Origin of the sequence: Rossellomorea aquimaris (assembly GCF_003315075.1) — a bacterium.
GTDB classification, from domain to species: Bacteria; Bacillota; Bacilli; order Bacillales; family Bacillaceae_B; genus Rossellomorea; species Rossellomorea aquimaris_C.
Genome location: NZ_QNRJ01000007.1, coordinates 48511 through 69263 on the forward strand (window position 1 = coordinate 48511; position 20753 = coordinate 69263).

Consider the following 20753-nt stretch of genomic DNA (forward strand, 5'->3'; position numbering starts at 1 on the left):
CCATTATATCGGTGAAAAGTTTTGGGGGCAATGATTATTTATTTTTTTTATAAACGATGGTCTCGTCTACAATCGTCATATCTACTATTTTGTTCAGCAATTGATCGGCATCCACCTTGAACGGATCGATGGCTAAAACAGTAAAGTCCGCCGTATATCCTTCGCGAATCTGCCCTCTGTCACTTTCATGGTGACAGGCATAGGCACTTCCTTTAGTAAATAGGGAGAGTGCTTCATACATCGTAAGCTTTTCTTCAGGACGATACTCTGTTTTGTCAGGGTCCAATGGATTCGTTCTTGTAACCGCCGCATGAATCCCCCAAAGAGGATTAATCGGCTCGATTGGCGCATCAGATCCACCCGCACATGGAATGCCTTCCTCAAGAAGTGTTTTCCATGCATAGTTATACTTCATGTTTTCCTCTCCAAGTCTCTCGACCACCCAAGGAAAATCAGACGCTACAAACCTTGGTTGAATATCAAGAATTAACGGAAGATCCTTTATCTTCTCGATCAGCTCTTTACGCAGGATTTGGGCATGAATGAGTCGATCCCGTCTTCCGAAGTGAGATGGCTCTTTCATGATGCTATTCACTACATTTTCAAAAGCCTGATCACCAATCGTATGAACGGCAATCGGAAGATCATATTTTCTTGCCTTCTTCACAAGTTCAAGAAGTTTTTCGTTTGTATGGATGCTGACTCCGGTCGTACTTGGATCATCGGCATATGGATAGCTTAATAGAGCAGTCCTGCCGCCCAAAGCCCCATCAGCAAAGATCTTCATGGCGCCGAATTCAATAAATTGAGTGCCGCTCTGGAAGTGATGGCCGTCTTCCTTCCAATCTTCAATCACTTCATGATGAACCAATAGATGAGCCCTGAACTTTTTCTTGCCTTCGGTGATGGTTTGTACAAATGCATCATACGTTTTCTTAAAGTTTCCATAGTAGCTTAAATCTTCTGTATGACCACCAACCAGTCCGTGCTCCCAGCAGCTTTCGATTCCTTTTGTCAGTGCACCCACAAGATAATCGGAGGAGATGGCCGGTAAGGCATCGATCATCAGATCCTGAGCCTTATCCTTTAACAAACCGTTCAATGCTCCATCCTCATCCCTCTCAATCAAACCTCCGGAAGGATCGGGAGTCCCTTCATCGATACCTGCATTTTTTAAAGCGAGTGAATTCACCACCATCGCATGACGGCAAATGCGTTTCAGGAGTACTGGATGATGGGGTACGACTTCATCAATTTCCCGCTTGGTTAAAACCGCCGCATCACTCCAGAGATTTTCATTCCAGCCTTCGCCAATGACCCATTCACCTTTCTCAAGGCCCTTTGCTTTTAACTTTATCGCTTCCAACACTTCCTGCTTACTATTTATACTGGAAAGATCCAGTCTCATTAACGTTTCGCCATGGCCGATCAGATGCATGTGACTATCGACAAACCCGGGAAACATCACTTTTTGCCCAAGATCTACTTCGGACTCAATCGTGAATTGTTCATTCTTTAGCAGGTCATCTGATGAGCCCAGGCCTTTGATGACCCCATCTTCCGTGTAGACCGCTTCAACATGATGTCCTTCCTCTTGCATTGTGTAAATGATTCCGTTTTTCCATAAAGTGCCCATGATGTATACCCCTTCTTTATAAAAAAATTCTGTTTTTCAAATGTACCATATTATAGGAAGAATCTGAAAGAGAAAGCTTTTTTCATAAACTTTGTTGCTTTTAAAAAAGCGAGCAGTGGTTGATTTCCACTCCAGGTGCTCGCTTTCCGCGGGGCGTGAGTTGAGCCTCCTCGGGCTTTGCCCTGCGGGGTCTCAACTTTCCCGCTATTCCCGCAGGAGTCGAGCACCTTCCGTTCCAATCAACTTTCTAAGTGTGGGTTTCTTACTAATTTCATACTCACTTAAATTGCTACCTGGCAGATTATATTTAAGAAACAACAAACTTTACAAAAATAGCCTTCAAAAAAATAGAGAGCCTTATAGGCTCCCTATCCCTGATTAGTTTTTAATTGAACTCATTTCTTTTTGTCTCAGCTCAATTCTTCTAATCTTGCCTGAAGTTGTTTTCGGCAATTCTTTCACGAATTCAATTTTACGCGGGTATTTGTACGGTGCGGTTAAGTCTTTGACATGCTGCTGAAGGGCAGGAATCAGCTCGGGATCCTCTTGGTTTACATCATTTCGCAATACGACAAAGGCTTTCACAATCAGTCCTCTTACTTCATCGGGACTTCCTACAACGGCACATTCCTGAACCGATGGGTGCTTGACTAAGGCATCTTCCACTTCGAATGGTCCAATGGTATATCCGGAGCTGATGATGATATCGTCTCCTCTTCCTTCGAACCAGAAGTATCCATCTTCATCCTTCTTCGCTTTATCGCCTGTAATGTAGTAATCCCCTCTGAATTGCATCGCCGTCCGCTCGGGATCTTTATAATAATTTTTGAATAGAGCCGGTGTTTCTACATGAACCGCGATATCACCAACTTCTCCGACTTCACATGGATACCCTTCCTCATTGATGATTTCGACTCTGTTTCCTGGTGTTGGTTTCCCCATTGAGCCCGGCTTCAGCTCCATGCCTTTCATGATACCGACGAGGAGCGTGTTTTCGGTTTGGCCATAGCCGTCACGGACTTCAATATTAAAATGTCTCTTAAAGGCGTCGATGACTTCCCTGTTTAATGGCTCTCCCGCCGATACTGCACTATGTAATTGATTTAGTTTATAGGATCCGAGATCATCCACTTTGGCCATCAGGCGATACTCTGTTGGTGTACAGCACAGAACATTGACTTCATTGTCCTGAAGCAATTGGAGATATTTATTAGGGTCGAATTTCCCTTGATACACAAGTCCAGTGGCTCCGGATCCCAGTACAGAAAGGAACGGACTCCAAATCCACTTCTGCCACCCCGGACCTGCGGTAGCCCAAACTGTGTCTCCCTCATTGATCGATAACCATTCACGGGCTGCCGTCTTCAAGTGAGCGTATGCCCAGCCATGAGTATGGACAACCCCTTTAGGGTTTCCAGTCGTACCTGACGTATAAGATAGGAACGCCATATCATCACGCTTTGTATCAGCGAAGGATAATTCTTCAGAAGCTGTTTTCATTTCATCCTCTAATGCAATCCATCCTTCTTGTTTGTCTCCCACAACGAACTTTTGGAGATTTTCCATTCCTCTTACGTTTTCAAACTGCTCAACAAATGGAGAGTAAGCTACAATTCCTTTTACGTCACCGTGGCCGATTCTGTATTCAAGATCCTTCGTCCTAAGCATTTCTGAACTTGGGATCACCACGAGTCCGGATTTAAGAGCAGCAAGGTACACAGCGTAAGCTTCAATTAAACGGGGAACCATCACAAGAATGACATCGCCTTTTGCCAGGTTCGAATCCGAGAAAACGTTTCCAATTTTATTTACATTTTTCAATAATTCCCGGTAGGTGATTTCGGCTTTCGTTCCCTCTTCGTCTTCCCATTTAATTGCAAGCTTCTGTTGATCACCTGCGTACTTCTCTACTTCCTCTACTAAATTGTACTTTTCTGGTGCAATAAGTTCTTCCCTCTTCATTCTGACTCCCCCTTGTTTGTCGATTCTTCTCTATTATACAAAATAATTCAAATTTTTTAAATTATTCATTTATATTTTCCCTATATACAAATTATGAGGATTTTCGACAAAGGATCATAAATCAGGGATTATTTTCAAAAATCCAATCAAAAAAATAACATTTACTTGCAAAGAAAAAGGCTCTTTTCTTAAAGTTTTTGCTATCTTAAAGAAGTAAGTAATAGATGATTTCCGCTACAGGATGCTCGTTTCTTCAGTGCTGGCGATGAGCCTCCGGGGTCTCAATCACTGGCTTTTAAAACTTGATGTATCTTTTGATTGAGTTGTAACCTTGGACCGTTCCTTTCCGCTCCAGACACTTGCTTTCCGCGGGGAGGAAGTCGAGCCTCCTCGGGCTTTGCCCTGTGGGGTCTCGACCTTTCCTCTATCTCCCGCAGGAGTCAAGTGCCTTCCGCTACAATCCACTCTGTGCTTCTATTTTCTGGCTACCTAATGACGTATTGAATACACAAAAAAGCTCCTATTGTAGATATGTTGAGAGTTTGTTCCAAAAAACAAACTTAACGGCGTGGCAACGAAATATCTTCATAATTATCTTGCTTGGTCCAAGTGCTGGAGAATTTCCATATTTAAGGAAGTCACGATTAATAAACACGAACAAATCGGTCAAATATTTATTAATATATTTTCTCTACTTCTATTGTTCGTCTTTATATCGTGGTTTTTTAGTTTTGTCCCATCCTCTTTCAGCATAGTTAAAAACAACAGTAAACTTTAACAGAGCCAAAAAGAAAAAAATAAAAAGGAGCGAGAGAATCTCGCTCCTTGTAGCCATTGTATTTAATTATTTTGCGTATCCGCCACCGATTTGTTGTTCAGCCATTTGAACTAAACGTTTAGTGATTTCACCACCTACAGAACCGTTAGCGCGTGCTGTTGCATCTGGACCAAGTTGAACTCCGAATTCTGAAGCGATTTCGTATTTCATTTGGTCGATTGCTTGTTGAGCTCCTGGAGCTACTAATTGATTTGAACTTCTGTTTGCCATGTGTTTTCACCTCCTTGTGAGTATAGATTGTGTAAAAACACATGGCTTCATGCAAGGAAAATTGTTGGTAAATAATCCTAAATTTTTAGAGAAGTTCGTCAAAGGTTTTTTCTACATTTGAACCTGTCGACCCATCGATCGTGAGGGTTTCGGTTCCATCGACGGCTTCTTTAATAAGAGTTTCAAAATCAACAAAGCTTTCATAATACGTCACTTTATCTTTTTTAGGTCTTGTTTTTGGTGCAGGTGGCGTGAAGATGGTACAGCAGTCTTCATATGGAAGAATTGAAATATCATGTGTATCGATCTTTTGAGCGATATCAATGATTTCAAGCTTGTCCATGGCGATGAGCGGTCTGAGTACCGGTGTATTCGTCACATCGTTAATGGCCTGCATGCTTTCTAACGTCTGACTCGCTACCTGTCCAAGACTTTCCCCGGTCACCAGGGCCAAACCTTCATTCTTTTCACGAATCTCATCTGCAATCCGGAGCATCATCCGTCTCGTTGAAGTCATCGTGTAATTTTCAGGAACCTGATCATGAATGGTTTGCTGAACTTTCGTGAACGGTACGATATGCAATTTCACCTTTCCACTGAATGCAGACAGTTTCTTGGTAAGATCGATCACCTTTTGCTTTGCCCGCTCACTTGTAAAAGGTGGGCTGTGGAAATGAACCGCCTCTACCTCGACGCCTCTTTTCATCGTTAAATAACCGGCTACCGGGCTATCGATTCCTCCTGATAGCATGAGCATAGCTTTTCCGCTTGCACCAACCGGCATACCCGTTGATCCCTGATAGATTTCGGAAGAGAGATAGACGCCCTCTTTTCTTACTTCTACATTCAGGTTAATATCGGGCTTCTTCACATCCACTTTTAATCCGTCCATGTTTCGGAGGATGTAGGATCCCACTTCGTAATTCAACTCGTTTGTATCCATGGAGAACTTTTTATCCGCTCTGCGGGCAGATACCTTAAAGGTTTTCCCCGGTGCGAAACTCTTTTGTACGAGAGCCAATCCTGCTCTGTTTATTTCTTCGATATCCTGAGCCACTTTTACCACCGGACTGAAGGATTGGATTCCAAAGATTTTCTCCAATCTTGGAATGATCTCTTCCCCGTTCTCGTCTCCTAACTGGATATGAAGTCGATCCCGGCTTGCTGAAACTGAAATCGTCGGGAAATCCTTCAATGCCTGCAAAATATTTTCCCGCAGCTTTGCCGTGAACATCTTTCGATTTCTGCCTTTTGTTGAAATTTCACCGTATCTTACTAGTATGCGATTATAATTCATCGTGATCTCCTCATTGTCTTTTGTAATAGTTCTATTTCTTTCTTTAGTAACTGTATGAACTGCCGGCACTCTTCCATCGTATTGTGAAAAGACAGACTGACCCGGATGGAGCTGTTCGCCTGGCTTTTTGATACACCCATCGATAGAAGCGTTCGACTTGGCTTACTTTGCTTTGATGAACATGCACTGGTTGTGGACACGAACACCTCATGCAGGTCCAATGCGTGGACGACGACCTCACCTTTGAAACCTTCTATAGAAAAATTAAGGATGTGAGGAGCATGATGCTCCTCTGGTGTATGAACAGTCACACCTTCCATTTCTTCCAGTTCTTTTCTTACATATCGCTGGTTTTCCTCCATGATAGGAAGCAGTTGTTTACTTTCTTCCAGGTGCATCCTTAATGCCTTTGCAAAGGAGACGATCCCACCTGTATTTTCCGTGCCGCTTCTGAGATTCCCTTCCTGCTCTCCCCCTGAAATGATCGGAGAAAGCTCAAGTCCGTCCCTCACGAATAGCATTCCCGTTCCTTTAATGCCATGAATTTTATGTGCGGAAATGCTGCATAAATCAATAAGCTTTTCGCGGAGAATAAGGGGGACCTTCCCGCACGCCTGAACAGCATCAACGTGAAAAAGGATCTTTGGAAAGTCCGAAAGCAGCATCCCTATTTCCCGGATGGGCTGAACACTTCCGATCTCGTTGTTTACTTGCATGACAGATACGAGAATCGTGTCTTCCTGAATGGCGGCTTTTACTTGTTCAGGTTGAATCCTTCCTTGCGCATCGACATCGAGGTATGTCACTGAATACCCGAATATCTCTAACTGTTTAACGGCATTGTGAACGGAAGGGTGTTCAATATTCGTCGTAATAATATGCTTCCCTCTGTGCCCGTATTGTAAAGCCGTCCCCTTTATCGCCAGATTATTCGATTCAGTTCCGCCAGAGGTAAAAAAGACTTCTTTCTTTTTTATATCTAATAAAGATGCCACCTGTTCCCTGGACTGCTGAATTAATTTCTCAATTCGCCCACCAAAAGAATGAATGGATGAAGGATTGGCATAGTAACTTTCGTTTACTTTCATAAATGTATCCAGTACTTCCTTATATGGCTTGGTTGTTGCACTATTGTCTAAATAAATCAAGATTTCACCTTCTTTTACTTGTGGTGACCTGCAGGTTTCACAGTAATATATTCAATCATTAATCTTACCATAAATCATCCCGAACCCAAATCTTATTCAACATGCAGGGCAAGATATTATTGTAGCAATACTAATTTTCTAAGATTTTTTGATAATTTTTTGCAATTTCCAAAAATAATCATTGAAAAAAGACAGAATTTTTGCGAGAATCATAAAGGAAATAATCGCAAAAGTTATTTAAATATACTAAATTGTAAGACTATTTAGTTTTTCGACATTTTTCTACAATCTTATGATAAGATAATTTTGCTTATGATAACGATTACAAAACGGAGGGGTATATATGAGAGAGAAAGCGCTGTCATTCAGCCAGATCTTTACGATAGGATTAATGCTCTTTGCTCTTTTCCTCGGAGCAGGTAATATGATTTTCCCGCCATTCTTAGGCCAGCAGGCCGGGGAACATGTTTGGACGGGTATTATCGGTTTTCTCATTACTGGAGTAGGACTTCCTTTATTGGGCGTGATCGCCATCGCCAAATCTGGAGGAGATCTTCAGACACTTGCAAACCGTGTTCATCCTTTATATGGGCTCATCTTCACGATTGTGATGTACTTGGCCATTGGACCATTTTTCGGGATTCCAAGGACCGGTACGGTTGCTTATGAAATCGGAGTGATCCCATTTTTACCTGAAGATGTTGCAAAATACGGAACACCTTTATTCATTTATACGATCATCTTTTTTGGATTAACCGCATGGCTAGCGATGAATCCTTCAAAGCTCGTAGACAGAATCGGAAAGATATTGACACCTTCCCTGATCGTGATCCTTACGATCTTAGTGGTTAAGAGTATTGTGACTCCAATGGGAGATTTCGGAGTACCGAACCCCGCTTATCAGGATGGAGCGCTATTCAAGGGATTCATCGAGGGTTATTTAACGATGGATACCATCGCCGCTTTAGTATTCGGGATTGTAGTCATTAATTCCATCAAAGATCGTGGTGTAACGAGTAAAGCAAACCTGACGCGCATTACGATCATTGCAGGGGTCATCGCAGCCATCGGTTTAGCACTTGTTTATTTATCCTTAAGTTACATTGGAGCTACAAGTACAGATTCCATCGGTACTCAAGCTAATGGTGGTGCCATACTATCTGCGGCAGCGAGTCATTTATTCGGCTCATCAGGAACCATCATCCTGGGACTGGCGATTACGTTTGCCTGTATCACTACGTCAGTCGGACTCGTTTCTGCATGTTCGCAGTATTTCGCAAAGATTATCCCTGTATCTTATCCGAAGCTAGTGATCATCATGTCTCTGTTTAGTATGATTATTGCCAATATTGGGTTGACTCAGCTGATTGCTGTATCATTACCGGTGCTCATCTTCATCTATCCATTGGCCATCGTATTGATCTTATTGTCGTTCATGCACAATGCATTTAACGGCTATTCTCTCGTATACGTGGGAGCTTTAATTCCAACAGGATTGATCAGTTTAATTGATGGGATTAAAACTGCCGGAATCGACGTGACAGCCATCAGTCAATCACTTGAATTCCTTCCTTTCTATACACAAGGGATCGGCTGGTTAGTGCCTGCCATGATCGGCGCAATCATTGGATTCGTTATTGCCGCACTTGCGGGACAGACAAAGCGGACGATTGAAGCCAGTTAAGACCATAAACTAAAATGGGCCAGGAGCTGTCGTTTCTGGCCCTTGAACTTGGCAGCATATTGAAAAAGGACTGATTTAGATTAAATCTTCTAAATCAGTCCTTTTTATTTATGATGAATATTATTTTTCCTCAAGATCCATCATTTTCTCGATTTTCTTAAGAGCACCCGGCTCTACTTTTTCAATCGTTGTTGCGGCTTCTTCCAATGCTTTGCGGTAATCATAGTGACGGAAGGATTCTTCAGCAGACTGAAGACCTTCCCTGACAGAACTATACTTACTGCGATAGCGATTTCCATACTGGATGATTTTCTCGGATAGAAGGACGTTTTCGATCAGGTCTCCCGTCTTCGTGTAAAAATGATCGACGGTGTCTTCTGCTCCCAGTAGCGTTTCTTGAACAAACTTCATGTTTAAAGGCTTCTCGGTCAAGCTGGCATTCACTTGCTCGATCTTCCGGTGGACCTCATCGAGGAGATCCTTGTAATCAGCCGGTAAGCCCGGTACATTACTCTTTGAAATCATGCGGCTCGCTTCAGCCACCTTTTTCTTAAGCTCCTGGATTTTCTCCCGGGTTGCCAGTTCATCCTTACGCAGGTTTTGTAAGTAGATGGAGAACTCACTCTGGTCCCGATTCAGTTCTTCCAGGCCGTTTCTGATTTCTTTCAGCTCATCACTTAGTGAGGAGTACGCCGTTCCATTCGATTCTTCTTTATTCATCAACATTTCGTGACGCTTTGAAAGCTGAATGATCTTCGTCTCAATTTCATACGGTGTATCAAGGTCCGCATCTTGAAGATGGTAGCCTTGTTTCACAAGCGTTACTTCAGATTGTATATCTTCATTATCTTCCTTGGCCTTGATCAATCCTTCAGTCGTTTGATCTTTATACTGTTGGACAAAATGTTTGGCATGTACTTCTTTCTCCAGCAGATCATAAAGGTTCTCGACCTTTACTTTAATTTCCTGAATTCCTTCTTCTACCTCTTCTACCTTCAGCTCTTCAAGGTTTTTATTAAAGTGGAGCAGGGTTTCCTTTAGGGATGCAACCTCTTTCTCTACTTCAATATGATCAAGCATATATCCTTGACCTTTCATTTCCACGTAACCCGCTTCAAGCTCGGACAACTGTGCAGGCAAAAGGTTTTCGCAATCGGTGATCAGTTTCGGAACCGTCTCCATTTTGTAGGAAACATCCTTCATTTCCTGTGCCAGACTAAGGACGATTTCTCTTGCATCCAGATAATTCCCCTGCTCTGTTAAGTCGTTGAATTGAACCATTTGTTCAGAGAGCTTATCCAGGATGTTTTCTATGTACTTAGCGGTTTGACCATATGTATGACGATACGCAAGTAACTGCTTTTTACTGTTCCGATATTCTTCTTGAAGAGATTGAATTTCTTCACGATTCTTCTCTTCACTGCCGATCAGTTCATTTAACTCTGTCAGAATTTGCTCGATCTTCTGTTCTGTTTCAGTCAGAACCTTGTCGATTCGGGACAGGGTCTCTTTTGTTTTCGTAAAACGAAATTTATCGGTGTACTCTTCTGCATCAAACAGTAGTTCTTCAACATCAGGAAGCTGCACAGCAACAATCTCATCCCATCCTTGTCTCCAACCGTCAAACAATTCTTCTGTTTGCCCCGTCATATTCAGTTGTTTCACTTTGGAGAGTTCGTCTGAAACCGGCTTGTTCATAATATCTATTTTCCAAGCTTCATAGCGATCAATTTCAGCGTAATATTTTTTTCTAGAGATAAATCCGATAAGGAATACGATTAAGATAAGTATTATTCCAGCGATGACGTATTGCATCTTAAGCCCCCTGTTCAACTATTCAGTAGACATCTATATCAATTTGAATGTTCATTGTTTCATTAATAAATTCTCATTGTTATAATGATACCATGTTAACGACAATTTTTGACTATTAATTTCTAATTTTTCAGTGATAAAAAGTCATTTTCAGCAAATTCAAGGGGAAATTGACTTTTTTATATGTATTTTTAATATTAGTTTTAATTATTATGGCTAATTTCGTAAAGATTGTTGTTGTTAAACTGAAGCGAGTAGTAGTTGATTTCCGCTACAGGGTGCTCGCTTTCCGCGGGGCGGGCGGTGAGCCTCCTCGGCTTCGCCTGTGGGGTCTCACCTGTCCCGCTTCTCCCGCAGGAGTCGAGCACCCTTCCGCTCCAATCAACTTGACCTTTTATTAACAGAACTTTTTCATACTAATAAAACAAGGAAGTGAAGTCTTTTGGTGAAGGTGGACGGACATATTCATACTCCTTTTTGTCCTCATGGGAGTGATGATACATTTGAGATGTATATCGAGAGAGCGCTCTCCCTGAATTATTCTGATATAACATTTACGGAGCATGCGCCACTTCCGCAGGGATTTGAAGATACAACCCCGGACAAGGATAGCGGAATGGATCCATCGCATCTTTTAAAATATTTTCAAACTCTGGATATCCTTAAGGAGAAATATAAAGATAAAATCACGATTAAGTCAGGGTTAGAGGTCGATTACATTGCAGGCTTTGAAAAAGAGACAGCCGAATTTTTAAATGCTTACGGAGCCCGATTGGATGATAGTATTCTTTCCGTCCATTTTTTACAATATGAGGGTAAATGGGATTGCCTGGACTTCAGTCCTGATGTATTCCAATCTATGATTGATTATTACGGATCCGTCGATGCGATTTACGAACGCTATTATGATACGGTAATAAAGTCGATCAGAGCTGATTTGGGTCCCTTTAAGCCTAAGCGTATCGGTCATATGACCCTCGTGAAGAAATTCCAGCAGCTGTATCCTGCCTCCCATGCTTTTTCTGATAAAACCTCTTTGATTTTAAAAGAGATGGCAGCGAGGAATTTGGAGTTGGATTATAACGGGGCAGGCCTGGTGAAGCCATACTGTGGTGAACCCTATCCGCCAACTGATATCATTCAACAAGCCCTTTCCTTAGGAATCAAAACCGTGTATGGGTCCGATGCCCATACAGCCGCAGGGATCGGTCAAGGCAGAGCAGAGATGCAAGGATAAAAACAAAGAACTCTTCTATTAACTGCGAAGAGTTCTTTTACGGTTTTTCCCTGCTTAGATAATCAGTTCTTTCTTCATGATTTCCTTCGCTTCGGAAACGAGGAGTAAATCAATCCACTGATCAATATTTTTATAGTATTGATCGATAAAATAATATTCCTGTGGGAACATTTGCCACACTTCCCTTAGCTGCTGGCTATTGAGAAACGGCATTGTCAGCATGGATTTAAGCTGAATCACCAAAAAGCTTACAGGCTGTTTCTTCAGAGCATGATCTTTCATCCCCTGTTCAAATAATCGCTTCATATAATGTCTTTCTTTCATTAAGTAGGAAGAAATGATTTCACGCACAACCTGCGAATCAATCGAAACTTCCCTCCAGATGAACCTGGATAATTGGTGATGTTCACTTTGGAATTTCAAGATTTTGTACACTGCCCTCTTCAAGCATAAATCTGCACTAACATAGTTCAAGGCTTCCACTTCTTCCTGAAGAAAGCGCAGATACTGTTCAAAGAAATGAGTGAAGCATGCTTCCAGCACACCCTGCTTCCCTTTAAAATAGTAGGAAATGGTAGCCGGATTGACATTCGCTCTTTTTGCTATATCCCGGACAGAGGTCCCATCAAAGCCATGATCATAAAACAAATACACGGCTGCTTGAAAAATGGCTTCTTTCGTCGTAATGGAAGTATCTAGTTTTTTCATATTTCCCCTTCTTTCAAATATGATAGGCGTATGAAAAAAACAGTGACGAGGATTCACTATATTAAAAATCTTTTGATAAAAAAATCTTAATCATTGAAGGTTTGGGTGAATTATGCTAAAAATGGTTCAATAGATGTTTCTATTATAGTTTGTTTACTCAAAGAATTCGTGTTTTCATGTGGATTTCCTTTAAGTATTTCTCGACAGTATTTGTTGTTTAGAGGGCTCAGGGGAACAACCGGACGTGAAATAACGCACATTTTGTAGAATTGGGGGAGTTGTTGGTGTTTAAAGCAGAAAAATATCAAGGTACAAAGGAACAGGGCTTTGGTCTTGTGACGAAACAACTAAAAGCTCTATTAGAAGGCGAACCAAATCAAATGGCGAATTTAAGCAATGCTTCTGCCCTTTTAAATCAATTTATGGACCGTATTAACTGGGTAGGCTTTTATTTATATGAAGAAGAAAGCAATCAATTGGTGTTAGGACCATTCCAGGGACTGCCTGCATGCGTAAGGATCCCCTTGGGAAGAGGCGTTTGCGGTACATCGGCAAGTGAACAAAAAACACTTCGGATCGAGGACGTCCACCAATTCCCGGGACACATCGCATGTGATGCAGCTTCTCAATCAGAGATTGTCATTCCCCTGGTGAAAGAGGGAAAACTAATCGGGGTACTCGATATCGATAGTCCTGAAAAATCCCGATTTGATGAAGAAGATCAGAAGTATTTGGAACTCTTTGTGGATGAGCTTTTAAAACATCTTTAATACGGAAGCATTAAGATAAGCACCCTGCCGGAAATATGATTTTTCATATTTCCGGCAGGGTCTTTTTTTGGGGGGAATAGGAGGAAAGTTTGAGTTGGTAAAAATTTTACGTTTTTCTTTTGTGCTAAAAGGGAAAAGAGTACCGTAAATGAGAACGTTAAACTGGTACATTCCATACAATATCCAGGATGAATTCCAGCTAAGAAGGGGTGTAAGATGAGAGACAAGAAGAAAGACTTACCCTATTTATTATGTTTACTAGTGATGCCGGTTTTAGGGTTGTTATATAAACTTTTAAATACGGATACCCGTGAAGCGGTCATCCTTTCTACAGATATGGATGCATTGATCCCGTTCGTGCCGGTGTTTATTGTGCCATATATAATCTGGTACGCCTTTATTCTAGGATACCTTTTTTACTTTTGGTATAAAGACATCCCTATATTTATTAAAACCCTGAGTGTGATTGTTATTGGTGAGTTGGTTTGCTTCATAATTTACTTTTATTTCCAGACAACAGTCCCCCGTCCCGACCTTGCAGGAGACGGCGTGTTTGTCAATCTTGTTCGAATGATCTATAGTCATGATCAGCCGTATAATGCTTTTCCAAGCATCCATGTTTTAACGACATTTTCAATCATTCTTGCCAATATCAACATTAAGAATAAACACTCGTTCCACTCTGCCTTTGTGCCATTAATGGGTTCGTTGATTATCGTCTCAACCCTTTTTGTTAAGCAACACTACATTCTCGACATGGTTGGCTCGATTTTTTTAACGGCGTTCATTTATGGCATTATTTTTGAGCTTTATGGAGTAAGTACAAAGAAATCAAATCAAGCCTATTTGAAAGAGTAATAGATCCTCCACACAGAAACAGGAAGGAGCCACTATTCAGGTTCCTTCCTGTTTCTCTTTATGCCTTATTCAACGCCTGTGATAAATCATTCCATATATCCTCCGGTGCTTCCAATCCTACGGAAAGCCTTAGGAGCGTGTCACTGATCCCCATGCTTTTTCTCGACTCTTCTGGTACGACTGCATGAGTCATGGTCGCCGGATGCTGGATTAATGTTTCTGCATCCCCCAGACTTACGGCGATCTTGATCATCTCCAGATCATCCATAAGCTTCTGGGCCTCTTCTTTCGAACCTTTTATCGTAAAGGAAATCATTCCTCCGGCTTTTTTCATTTGTTTCTTCATGACCTTATGCTGCGGGTGATTGGAATGCCCCGGGTAGATGACGGTTTCTACTGCCGGATGCTCGGCTAATAGACCTGCAATCTTCTCAGCACTTTCACAGTGACGATCCATTCGGACGGCCAATGTTTTTAACCCTCGCAATAATAACCATGCATCAAAGGGAGAAATGATTCCTCCAATATCCTTCTGAGTCGTCATGCGAATTTCAGCCATCTTCTCCTCTGATCCCACAACGAGGCCCGCGACCACATCTCCATGACCTCCGATGTACTTCGTCGCGCTATGGATGACAATATCGCATCCCAGTTCCAATGGCCGTTGTAAGTATGGAGAGCAGAATGTATTATCGACCACTACAGGAATCCCTTTTTCACGGGCGACCTTCACGACCAGCTCAAGATCAATTAACTGCATAGTTGGATTGATTGGTGTCTCTACATAAATACAGCTCGTTTGTTCAGTGATTTTCCCCCGGATTTCCTCTTCTGTACTCATGGAAGAAAAGTCATGTTGAATGGCAAATTTCTCTTGAAGCAGTTGAAGTAAACCGAACGTACAGCCATACACCCCTTGAGAGCATAGGATATGATCTCCTGATTTGGTCAAGGAGAATAAGACGGCAGATACAGCTGCCATCCCGGAACCAAAGGCAAGGGCAGACCCGCCTCCCTCTAACGATGCCATTCTGTCTTCCAAAATCGATACCGTCGGATTTCCAAGTCTTGAATATATATATCCTTCCTCTTCACCGGCAAATCGATTTTCCCCTTGTTTCGCATTTGCAAAGGTATAAGTAGAAGTTTGATATAAAGGTGGCGCTAAACTATCAAAATGCTGAGATGATGCATACCCCTCATGAATCACCCTTGTTTCAAAACGCTTCTCTTCTTTCATACAGTATTCCTCCCAGTATTCCCTTTAAGTCTAAGTAACTACTATTCTAGAATATGATAACCACGACAAAAAAGAAAGCGGTTACACTAAAGTGGTAAAGGGAAATGGCCAATAAAGAAGAACCCGGGAGACTCATGTCGGCTCCGGGTTCCTGAACACTATCATTCCATGATGATTCCATCACAATCTTTCACAACCTGATTCTTACCATTATCTTTCGCATGATAGAGTGCTTCATCTGCTTTCTTCACTAATTCCTTTACAGACTTAGGGCACTGGTCGTCCCCTACTCTCCAAGTGGATAAGCCACAGGACAGCGTCACTGAAGGATCTGTATTCACAGGAATCTCTTCGATAATGCGTTGAGCAATTTCATTGCCAGCCTCATGATCAAGAGAAGGCAGATAGACCGCTAATTCTTCCCCTCCCCATCTGGCAACAAATCCATGATGGCTGACGATTCCTTTAATCAGGTTCGCCACCCCGATAATGACTTCATCCCCAATTTGATGACCGTAATTATCATTAATCGCCTTGAAATCATCTATATCGATCAACAGCAAGGTGCCCATTGAATCCTTATTCATCGAGGATTCCATTTCTTCATCAAGATAATTCCGTGCGAATAATTTGGTCATATGATCGGTAATGACCATATGCTCGAGTTTCTCACGAAGGGTTGCATTGGTTATCGCCAGGGTCGAATGATGGATAAACGACTGAAGCAACTTGTACATATCAAATGAAAACATGTACGGTTCTTTATGTAACACTATGCAAAACCCTAGCAGGGCTTCATTTTGAATCATTGGCACAGCCATGACGGAAGGAAAGACCACTCCCATATCGAATCGATCGCTTACATCACCTAAAAAGATGGCATCCCGTTCCTTCTCGATTCTCATCCTTACATAAGAGATATACTTTTCACCTTCTTGTTCAAAAAAAACAGAAGAGCTTTCTTCCAGGATTCTGTATTCCCCTTTTTGAACCAGAACAAATCCGATGGCTGATGCTTGAAAGGATCGTTGAATCTGTTTCTTTAAAAACAGGACCGTATCCGTTAATCGTAAATTCAAATTTAACTGATGGGACGTTTCATTAATAAGCTGCAAATCGGTAATGAGTCTTTTGGATTGTTCATAAAGTTTGGCATTTTCAAGGGCATTCCCTGCCGTATAGGCAAGTAAGCGAATGAATTCGATCTTCTGTTCCGTAAAGGTAAAATGGGCCTTTGACTTCACTTCAAGAACACCATAGATCCCCTGTTTTCCTTTTAAAGGGGCATACAGGACATCCTTTTCCTTCACTTCGATACTCCCATTGACAAATGCCTGCATGGCAGACTCATTGGCACGATCAAAATCAAAGTTTTTAATGGGGAGTGTCCCGAATTCATACCGGTCGTTAGACAATAACAAGTGGAATTCATCGATTGGAAACACCTGCTTCAACGTTTCAATGATCTGCACAAGAAGCGTATGAACATCCCTGGTCGAGTGAAAGATCTCCGTTACTTTAAATAATTCCCTGTACCGTTTTTCATCATCGAGTACGGTCTGGATTCCATCTGTATGCTGTAAAAATTGATTGCTGGCTTCCCAAAAGGACTGGAGCCAGCCAGCGTCTGCCTCTTCTTTGCGATCATCCCTCTTTACTAACAGAATCGCCAGAGGACTTCCATCTTTATTCGTAAAGTGAAAACGGATGGTGAAATCATCCTCTTCCTCAACCATAACAGGACGAACCATGTATTTCTCCTTTGATTCAGCAATCGTCAGGGGAACATCCTCATTGTCACTGGGGTGATATAAGAAATAGGCAGACTCGCTATAAAAATATAAAAATGCCCGATCGATATCAAGGCAGTCTTTAATCATGGTCAGCCACTTTTGCAAATGAGCAGATTGCCCCAATTCAACTGACATTTCTTCATAGATTAAATCAAACAGCTTTGACTTATATTCAAGCAAAGAATTATGAACAACGTACATTTTTCTCACCCACACCTGAAAGGTTTGTGAAACTATTAACATCATTGTCCTTGAGCCAGCACCATATCTTCTTGTAATACCACGAGCCATAAGGACTTATCTGCTGATAATGAATGGACTTCCAAAGGATCAGCTTTTTGACCTGACCAATCCAGTGAAATCGGGTCTTTGTTCTCTTTAAAGGAAACATCTATCACACGCTTATGATCCTCATATTTAAAAGGTTGTTTACTGGAGATCACCGAAGAAGGAGCATCCTTCTTCTCTTGTAAAACCTCTAAAGAGTTCGAAAATAACACCCATTGCTTCTTATCTAATTGGACCCAAATTCCATCTTTATCTTTGGTGAGCCCTATCTTTTTCACTTTTTTCTTTAACGACACACTATGTAATACCTTGAAATAATACTGATTGCTTCTTTCAATTTCATATATAATAAGGACAGGCTGATCTTGAGCCATCTTAGCTACAGCGATGACGGGGTTCTGCTCTCTATTTCCTGCAGTTAATACCTCCGCATGAATCGATTGCCCGGACTCATCCACTCTTTCCGGGGAATCGGAAGAATAAACAAACCCTCCGAAAACAACCAGGACGCACAGACCGATCAATACAAATCGAAGGGTCTTTTCTCTTTTTGATTCTTTCAACGACATTCACCTATTCAACATATTTTCCAACTTTTATTATATCACAAGAAATGACTTTTGGACTATTTTGTTTAGAGAACAACACTTGCAAGAATCTATGAAATCCGTTCATCTTAAAATCCTTCCTTGACTTCTAGTCTCTCCCGTCATATAATATTCTTTGTGTAAAATAATGCAGCTTCAGTGAAGTCCTTTATGTCCGTATTTTGTTCCTCTACATATTGAGGTGTATCTTGTAACCCTCTGCTGCTAGGGCGAAGGTACATGAAAACAAAATGCACATAATTGTTTATTCACAGGTGTTTTTATTTTACAACAAAATAAAAACAATAAAGGAGGAGTCATTCATGGCTCGATATACTGGCCCAAGCTGGAAATTATCTCGTCGTCTTGGAATCTCTCTAAGCGGAACGGGTAAAGAATTAGAAAAGCGTCCTTACGCTCCTGGACAACATGGTCCTAACCAACGTAAAAAAATCTCTGAGTACGGTTTACAACTTCAAGAGAAGCAAAAACTTCGTCACATGTACGGAGTAACTGAGCGTCAATTCCGTAACCTATTTGACCAAGCTGGCAAATTACAAGGTAAACACGGTGAAAACTTCATGGCGCTACTTGAGTGCCGCCTGGATAACGTTGTTTATCGTTTAGGTCTTGCTCGTACTCGTCGTCAAGCACGTCAACTTGTTAACCACGGTCACGTTACAGTGAACGGATCTCGTGTAGACATCCCTTCATTCCGCGTACTTCCTGGTCAAACAATCTCAGTTCGTGAAAAATCACGTAACTTTGACATCATCAAAGAAGCGATGGAAGTGAACAGCTTTGTTCCTGAATTCCTAACTTTCGATGCTGACAAATTAGAAGGTACTTTCACACGCGTTCCTGAACGTTCTGAATTACCTGCTGAAATCAATGAAGCTCTTATCGTTGAGTTCTACTCTCGTTAATCTTTGTAAGAAAAACACTGTCCATTCTATGGGCAGTGTTTTTTTGTGTTCAAATCCGGTACCACAGAAAAAAGCACGGTACCCGCTCCAATAAGAGAAACGGATACCGCACTGTCAGATTCAATACTAGTATTATACGTACTGAATTCTAAAATATTTCTTCTTTCCGCGGCGAATGATGGTAAATTGTCCTTCGATCATATCTTTTTCATCCATCACATGTTGAAGGTCCGTTACACGTTCACCGTTAAGGTATACTGCACCATTTCCGACATCTTCACGCGCTTGTCGCTTGGATGGTGAGATTTTTGCATTTACGAGAAGGTCGATCAATCCGATCTCTTCTCCTTTAGCCTGTTCGAATGATGGAACATCTTTGAATCCTTCCAGTATTTCAGAAGCCGATAAAGATTTGATCTCACCACTGAATAATGCTTGTGTGATGCGGATGGCTTGATCAAGAGCTTCTTCACCATGAATCAGTTTTGTCATTTCTTCAGCCAGTGCCTTTTGCGCCTTGCGAAGGTGAGGTTCCGTTTCAACTGACTGTGCCAGAGCATCGATTTCTTCGTGGGAAAGGAATGTAAAGTATTTCAAGTATTTCACGACATCTGCATCAGCCGCATTGATCCAGAACTGATAGAACTCGTAAGGAGACGTCTTCTTCGGATCCAACCAAATTGCTCCACTTTCGGTTTTACCGAATTTACTTCCATCTGCTTTTGTTACAAGTGGAATCGTGAAACCGAATGCCTTCGTTTCTTCCTCATGGGTACGTCTGATCAGCTCAAGGCCAGTCGTGATATTCCCCCACTGATCACTGCCCCCGATTTGAAGTTTACAATTGTAGTTGTCGTATAAATGATTGAAGTCCAGTGCCTGCAGAATGGTGTACGTAAATTCAGTGAACGAAATACCTGATTCCAGGCGTGACGCGATTGTATCTTTTGCCAGCATGTAATTCACACCCACATGCTTACCGAAATCACGAAGGAAAGTAACGACATCCATCGCTCCGATCCAGTCATAGTTATTCACCATCACTGCACCATTTTCCCCTTCGAAATCAAAGATGCTTTCCAGCTGCACTTTAATGCTCGCCACATTCCCCTGAATCGCTTCAATTGTCTGCAGTTTACGCTCTTCATTTTTACCGCTCGGGTCACCGATCAGGCCGGTTGCCCCTCCCACTAGTACAAGTGGACGATGCCCTTGATTCTGGAAGCGTCTCAATGTTAAAAATGGAAGGAGATGCCCGATATGCATACTGTCTGCTGTCGGATCGATCCCGCAGTAAATGGAGATACTCTCTTTATTCAACAGGTCCTTCAACCCTTCAGCGTCCGTTTGTTGATACGTGATTCCACGCCATTCCAAGTCCTTTATCAAATCCATGTTTTTTCCTCCTTTTTTGTAAAACAAGACAACAAAAAAGTCCCTGCATAAATGCAGGGACGCTGTCGCGCGGTACCACCCAAATTAAGGAATTACATCCTTCACTCATTAAAGATAACGGCTTTAACCGTTTGCTGCTACTAAAGGTTCACAGCAAAAGCTCCAGGATGTAATTCATCTGCCATTTGTGTCAGTTCACAGCAACCACTGACTCTCTTTATAACAGGGAAGGCAGACTACTTGTTCCTCTCATTGCGATCACACGTTCATTTTTTTGTAAGTAAATCCGACTGTAAGTCAGATTGTCATTCTATTCGTTATATAAGGTTTTTACCATATTCTCAAATAATAGTCAACTAAA

The 20753-nt window shown here is 41.8% G+C and carries 16 protein-coding genes and 1 other annotated feature; of the genes, 5 read left to right on the plus strand and 11 right to left on the minus strand.

Annotation, left to right across the window (positions count from 1 at the left end):
* Nucleotides 1–34: 34 nt before the first annotated feature.
* The 5 genes from DET59_RS11135 to DET59_RS11155 form a co-directional block, all read right to left on the minus strand.
* Nucleotides 35–1636 (minus strand): amidohydrolase, encoded by a 1602-nt coding sequence (locus tag DET59_RS11135; protein WP_113969758.1) that lies wholly within the window; start codon nt 1634–1636, stop codon nt 35–37.
* Between the two features lie 378 nt (nt 1637–2014).
* Nucleotides 2015–3598, minus strand: a complete 1584-nt coding sequence (gene mbcS, locus DET59_RS11140; protein ID WP_113969759.1) for an acyl-CoA synthetase MbcS — start codon at nt 3596–3598, stop codon at nt 2015–2017.
* Nucleotides 3599–4442: 844 nt separating this feature from the next.
* On the minus strand, nt 4443–4646 hold the full coding sequence (locus DET59_RS11145) for an alpha/beta-type small acid-soluble spore protein (RefSeq protein ID WP_044339433.1): 204 nt from the start codon (nt 4644–4646) through the stop codon (nt 4443–4445).
* Between the two features lie 85 nt (nt 4647–4731).
* On the minus strand, nt 4732–5943 hold the full coding sequence (gene thiI, locus DET59_RS11150; RefSeq protein WP_113969760.1) for a tRNA uracil 4-sulfurtransferase ThiI: 1212 nt from the start codon (nt 5941–5943) through the stop codon (nt 4732–4734).
* Nucleotides 5940–7091 carry a cysteine desulfurase family protein gene (locus tag DET59_RS11155; protein WP_113969761.1) on the minus strand — a complete coding sequence of 384 codons (1152 nt, stop codon included), beginning with the start codon at nt 7089–7091 and terminating at the stop codon, nt 5940–5942. Before DET59_RS11155 ends, thiI begins: the two co-directional genes overlap by 4 nt.
* 343 nt (nt 7092–7434) lie before the next feature.
* On the opposite strand from DET59_RS11155, the gene brnQ reads away from it, so the two are divergent.
* On the plus strand, nt 7435–8775 hold the full coding sequence (gene brnQ / locus DET59_RS11160) for a branched-chain amino acid transport system II carrier protein (protein ID WP_113969762.1): 1341 nt from the start codon (nt 7435–7437) through the stop codon (nt 8773–8775).
* A 120-nt stretch (nt 8776–8895) separates the two neighbouring features.
* Here the strand turns inward: brnQ and ezrA are convergent, their stop codons facing one another.
* A complete protein-coding gene (ezrA, locus tag DET59_RS11165) occupies nt 8896–10590 on the minus strand; it encodes a septation ring formation regulator EzrA (protein WP_113969763.1) in 1695 nt (564 codons plus the stop codon).
* Nucleotides 10591–11035: 445 nt separating this feature from the next.
* On the opposite strand from ezrA, the gene hisJ reads away from it, so the two are divergent.
* Entirely contained in the window at nt 11036–11827 is a 792-nt protein-coding gene (gene hisJ / locus DET59_RS11170) for a histidinol-phosphatase HisJ (RefSeq protein ID WP_113969872.1), read from the plus strand.
* 54 nt (nt 11828–11881) lie between these two features.
* Here hisJ and refZ read toward each other — a convergent pair whose 3' ends face one another.
* Complete coding sequence (gene refZ / locus DET59_RS11175) at nt 11882–12535, minus strand: forespore capture DNA-binding protein RefZ (protein ID WP_113969764.1); 654 nt, start codon at nt 12533–12535, stop codon at nt 11882–11884.
* A 284-nt stretch (nt 12536–12819) separates the two neighbouring features.
* Between refZ and DET59_RS11180 the strand changes: the two genes are divergently transcribed.
* Together DET59_RS11180 and DET59_RS11190 are read left to right on the plus strand one after the other, a co-directional pair.
* Nucleotides 12820–13305 (plus strand): GAF domain-containing protein, encoded by a 486-nt coding sequence (locus DET59_RS11180; RefSeq protein ID WP_113969765.1) that lies wholly within the window; start codon nt 12820–12822, stop codon nt 13303–13305.
* Between the two features lie 216 nt (nt 13306–13521).
* The gene (locus tag DET59_RS11190; RefSeq protein ID WP_113969767.1) at nt 13522–14163 is read left to right on the plus strand and encodes a phosphatase PAP2 family protein; all 642 of its coding nucleotides are present in this window, start codon (nt 13522–13524) and stop codon (nt 14161–14163) included.
* A gap of 58 nt (nt 14164–14221) precedes the next feature.
* Here the strand turns inward: DET59_RS11190 and megL are convergent, their stop codons facing one another.
* The 3 genes from megL to DET59_RS11205 form a co-directional block, all read right to left on the minus strand.
* On the minus strand, nt 14222–15403 hold the full coding sequence (gene megL / locus DET59_RS11195; RefSeq protein WP_113969768.1) for a methionine gamma-lyase: 1182 nt from the start codon (nt 15401–15403) through the stop codon (nt 14222–14224).
* A gap of 161 nt (nt 15404–15564) precedes the next feature.
* Entirely contained in the window at nt 15565–17397 is a 1833-nt protein-coding gene (locus tag DET59_RS11200; RefSeq protein ID WP_113969769.1) for a sensor domain-containing diguanylate cyclase, read from the minus strand.
* A 41-nt stretch (nt 17398–17438) separates the two neighbouring features.
* The gene (locus tag DET59_RS11205; protein WP_113969770.1) at nt 17439–18047 is read right to left on the minus strand and encodes a hypothetical protein; all 609 of its coding nucleotides are present in this window, start codon (nt 18045–18047) and stop codon (nt 17439–17441) included.
* Between the two features lie 347 nt (nt 18048–18394).
* Here DET59_RS11205 and rpsD point away from each other — a divergent pair, with 347 nt between their 5' ends.
* Nucleotides 18395–18997 carry a 30S ribosomal protein S4 gene (gene rpsD, locus DET59_RS11210; RefSeq protein WP_113969771.1) on the plus strand — a complete coding sequence of 201 codons (603 nt, stop codon included), beginning with the start codon at nt 18395–18397 and terminating at the stop codon, nt 18995–18997.
* Between the two features lie 132 nt (nt 18998–19129).
* Here rpsD and tyrS read toward each other — a convergent pair whose 3' ends face one another.
* A complete protein-coding gene (gene tyrS, locus DET59_RS11215) occupies nt 19130–20392 on the minus strand; it encodes a tyrosine--tRNA ligase (protein WP_113969772.1) in 1263 nt (420 codons plus the stop codon).
* 52 nt (nt 20393–20444) lie between these two features.
* Nucleotides 20445–20654 (minus strand) — a binding site (T-box leader).
* Nucleotides 20655–20753 lie beyond the last annotated feature (99 nt).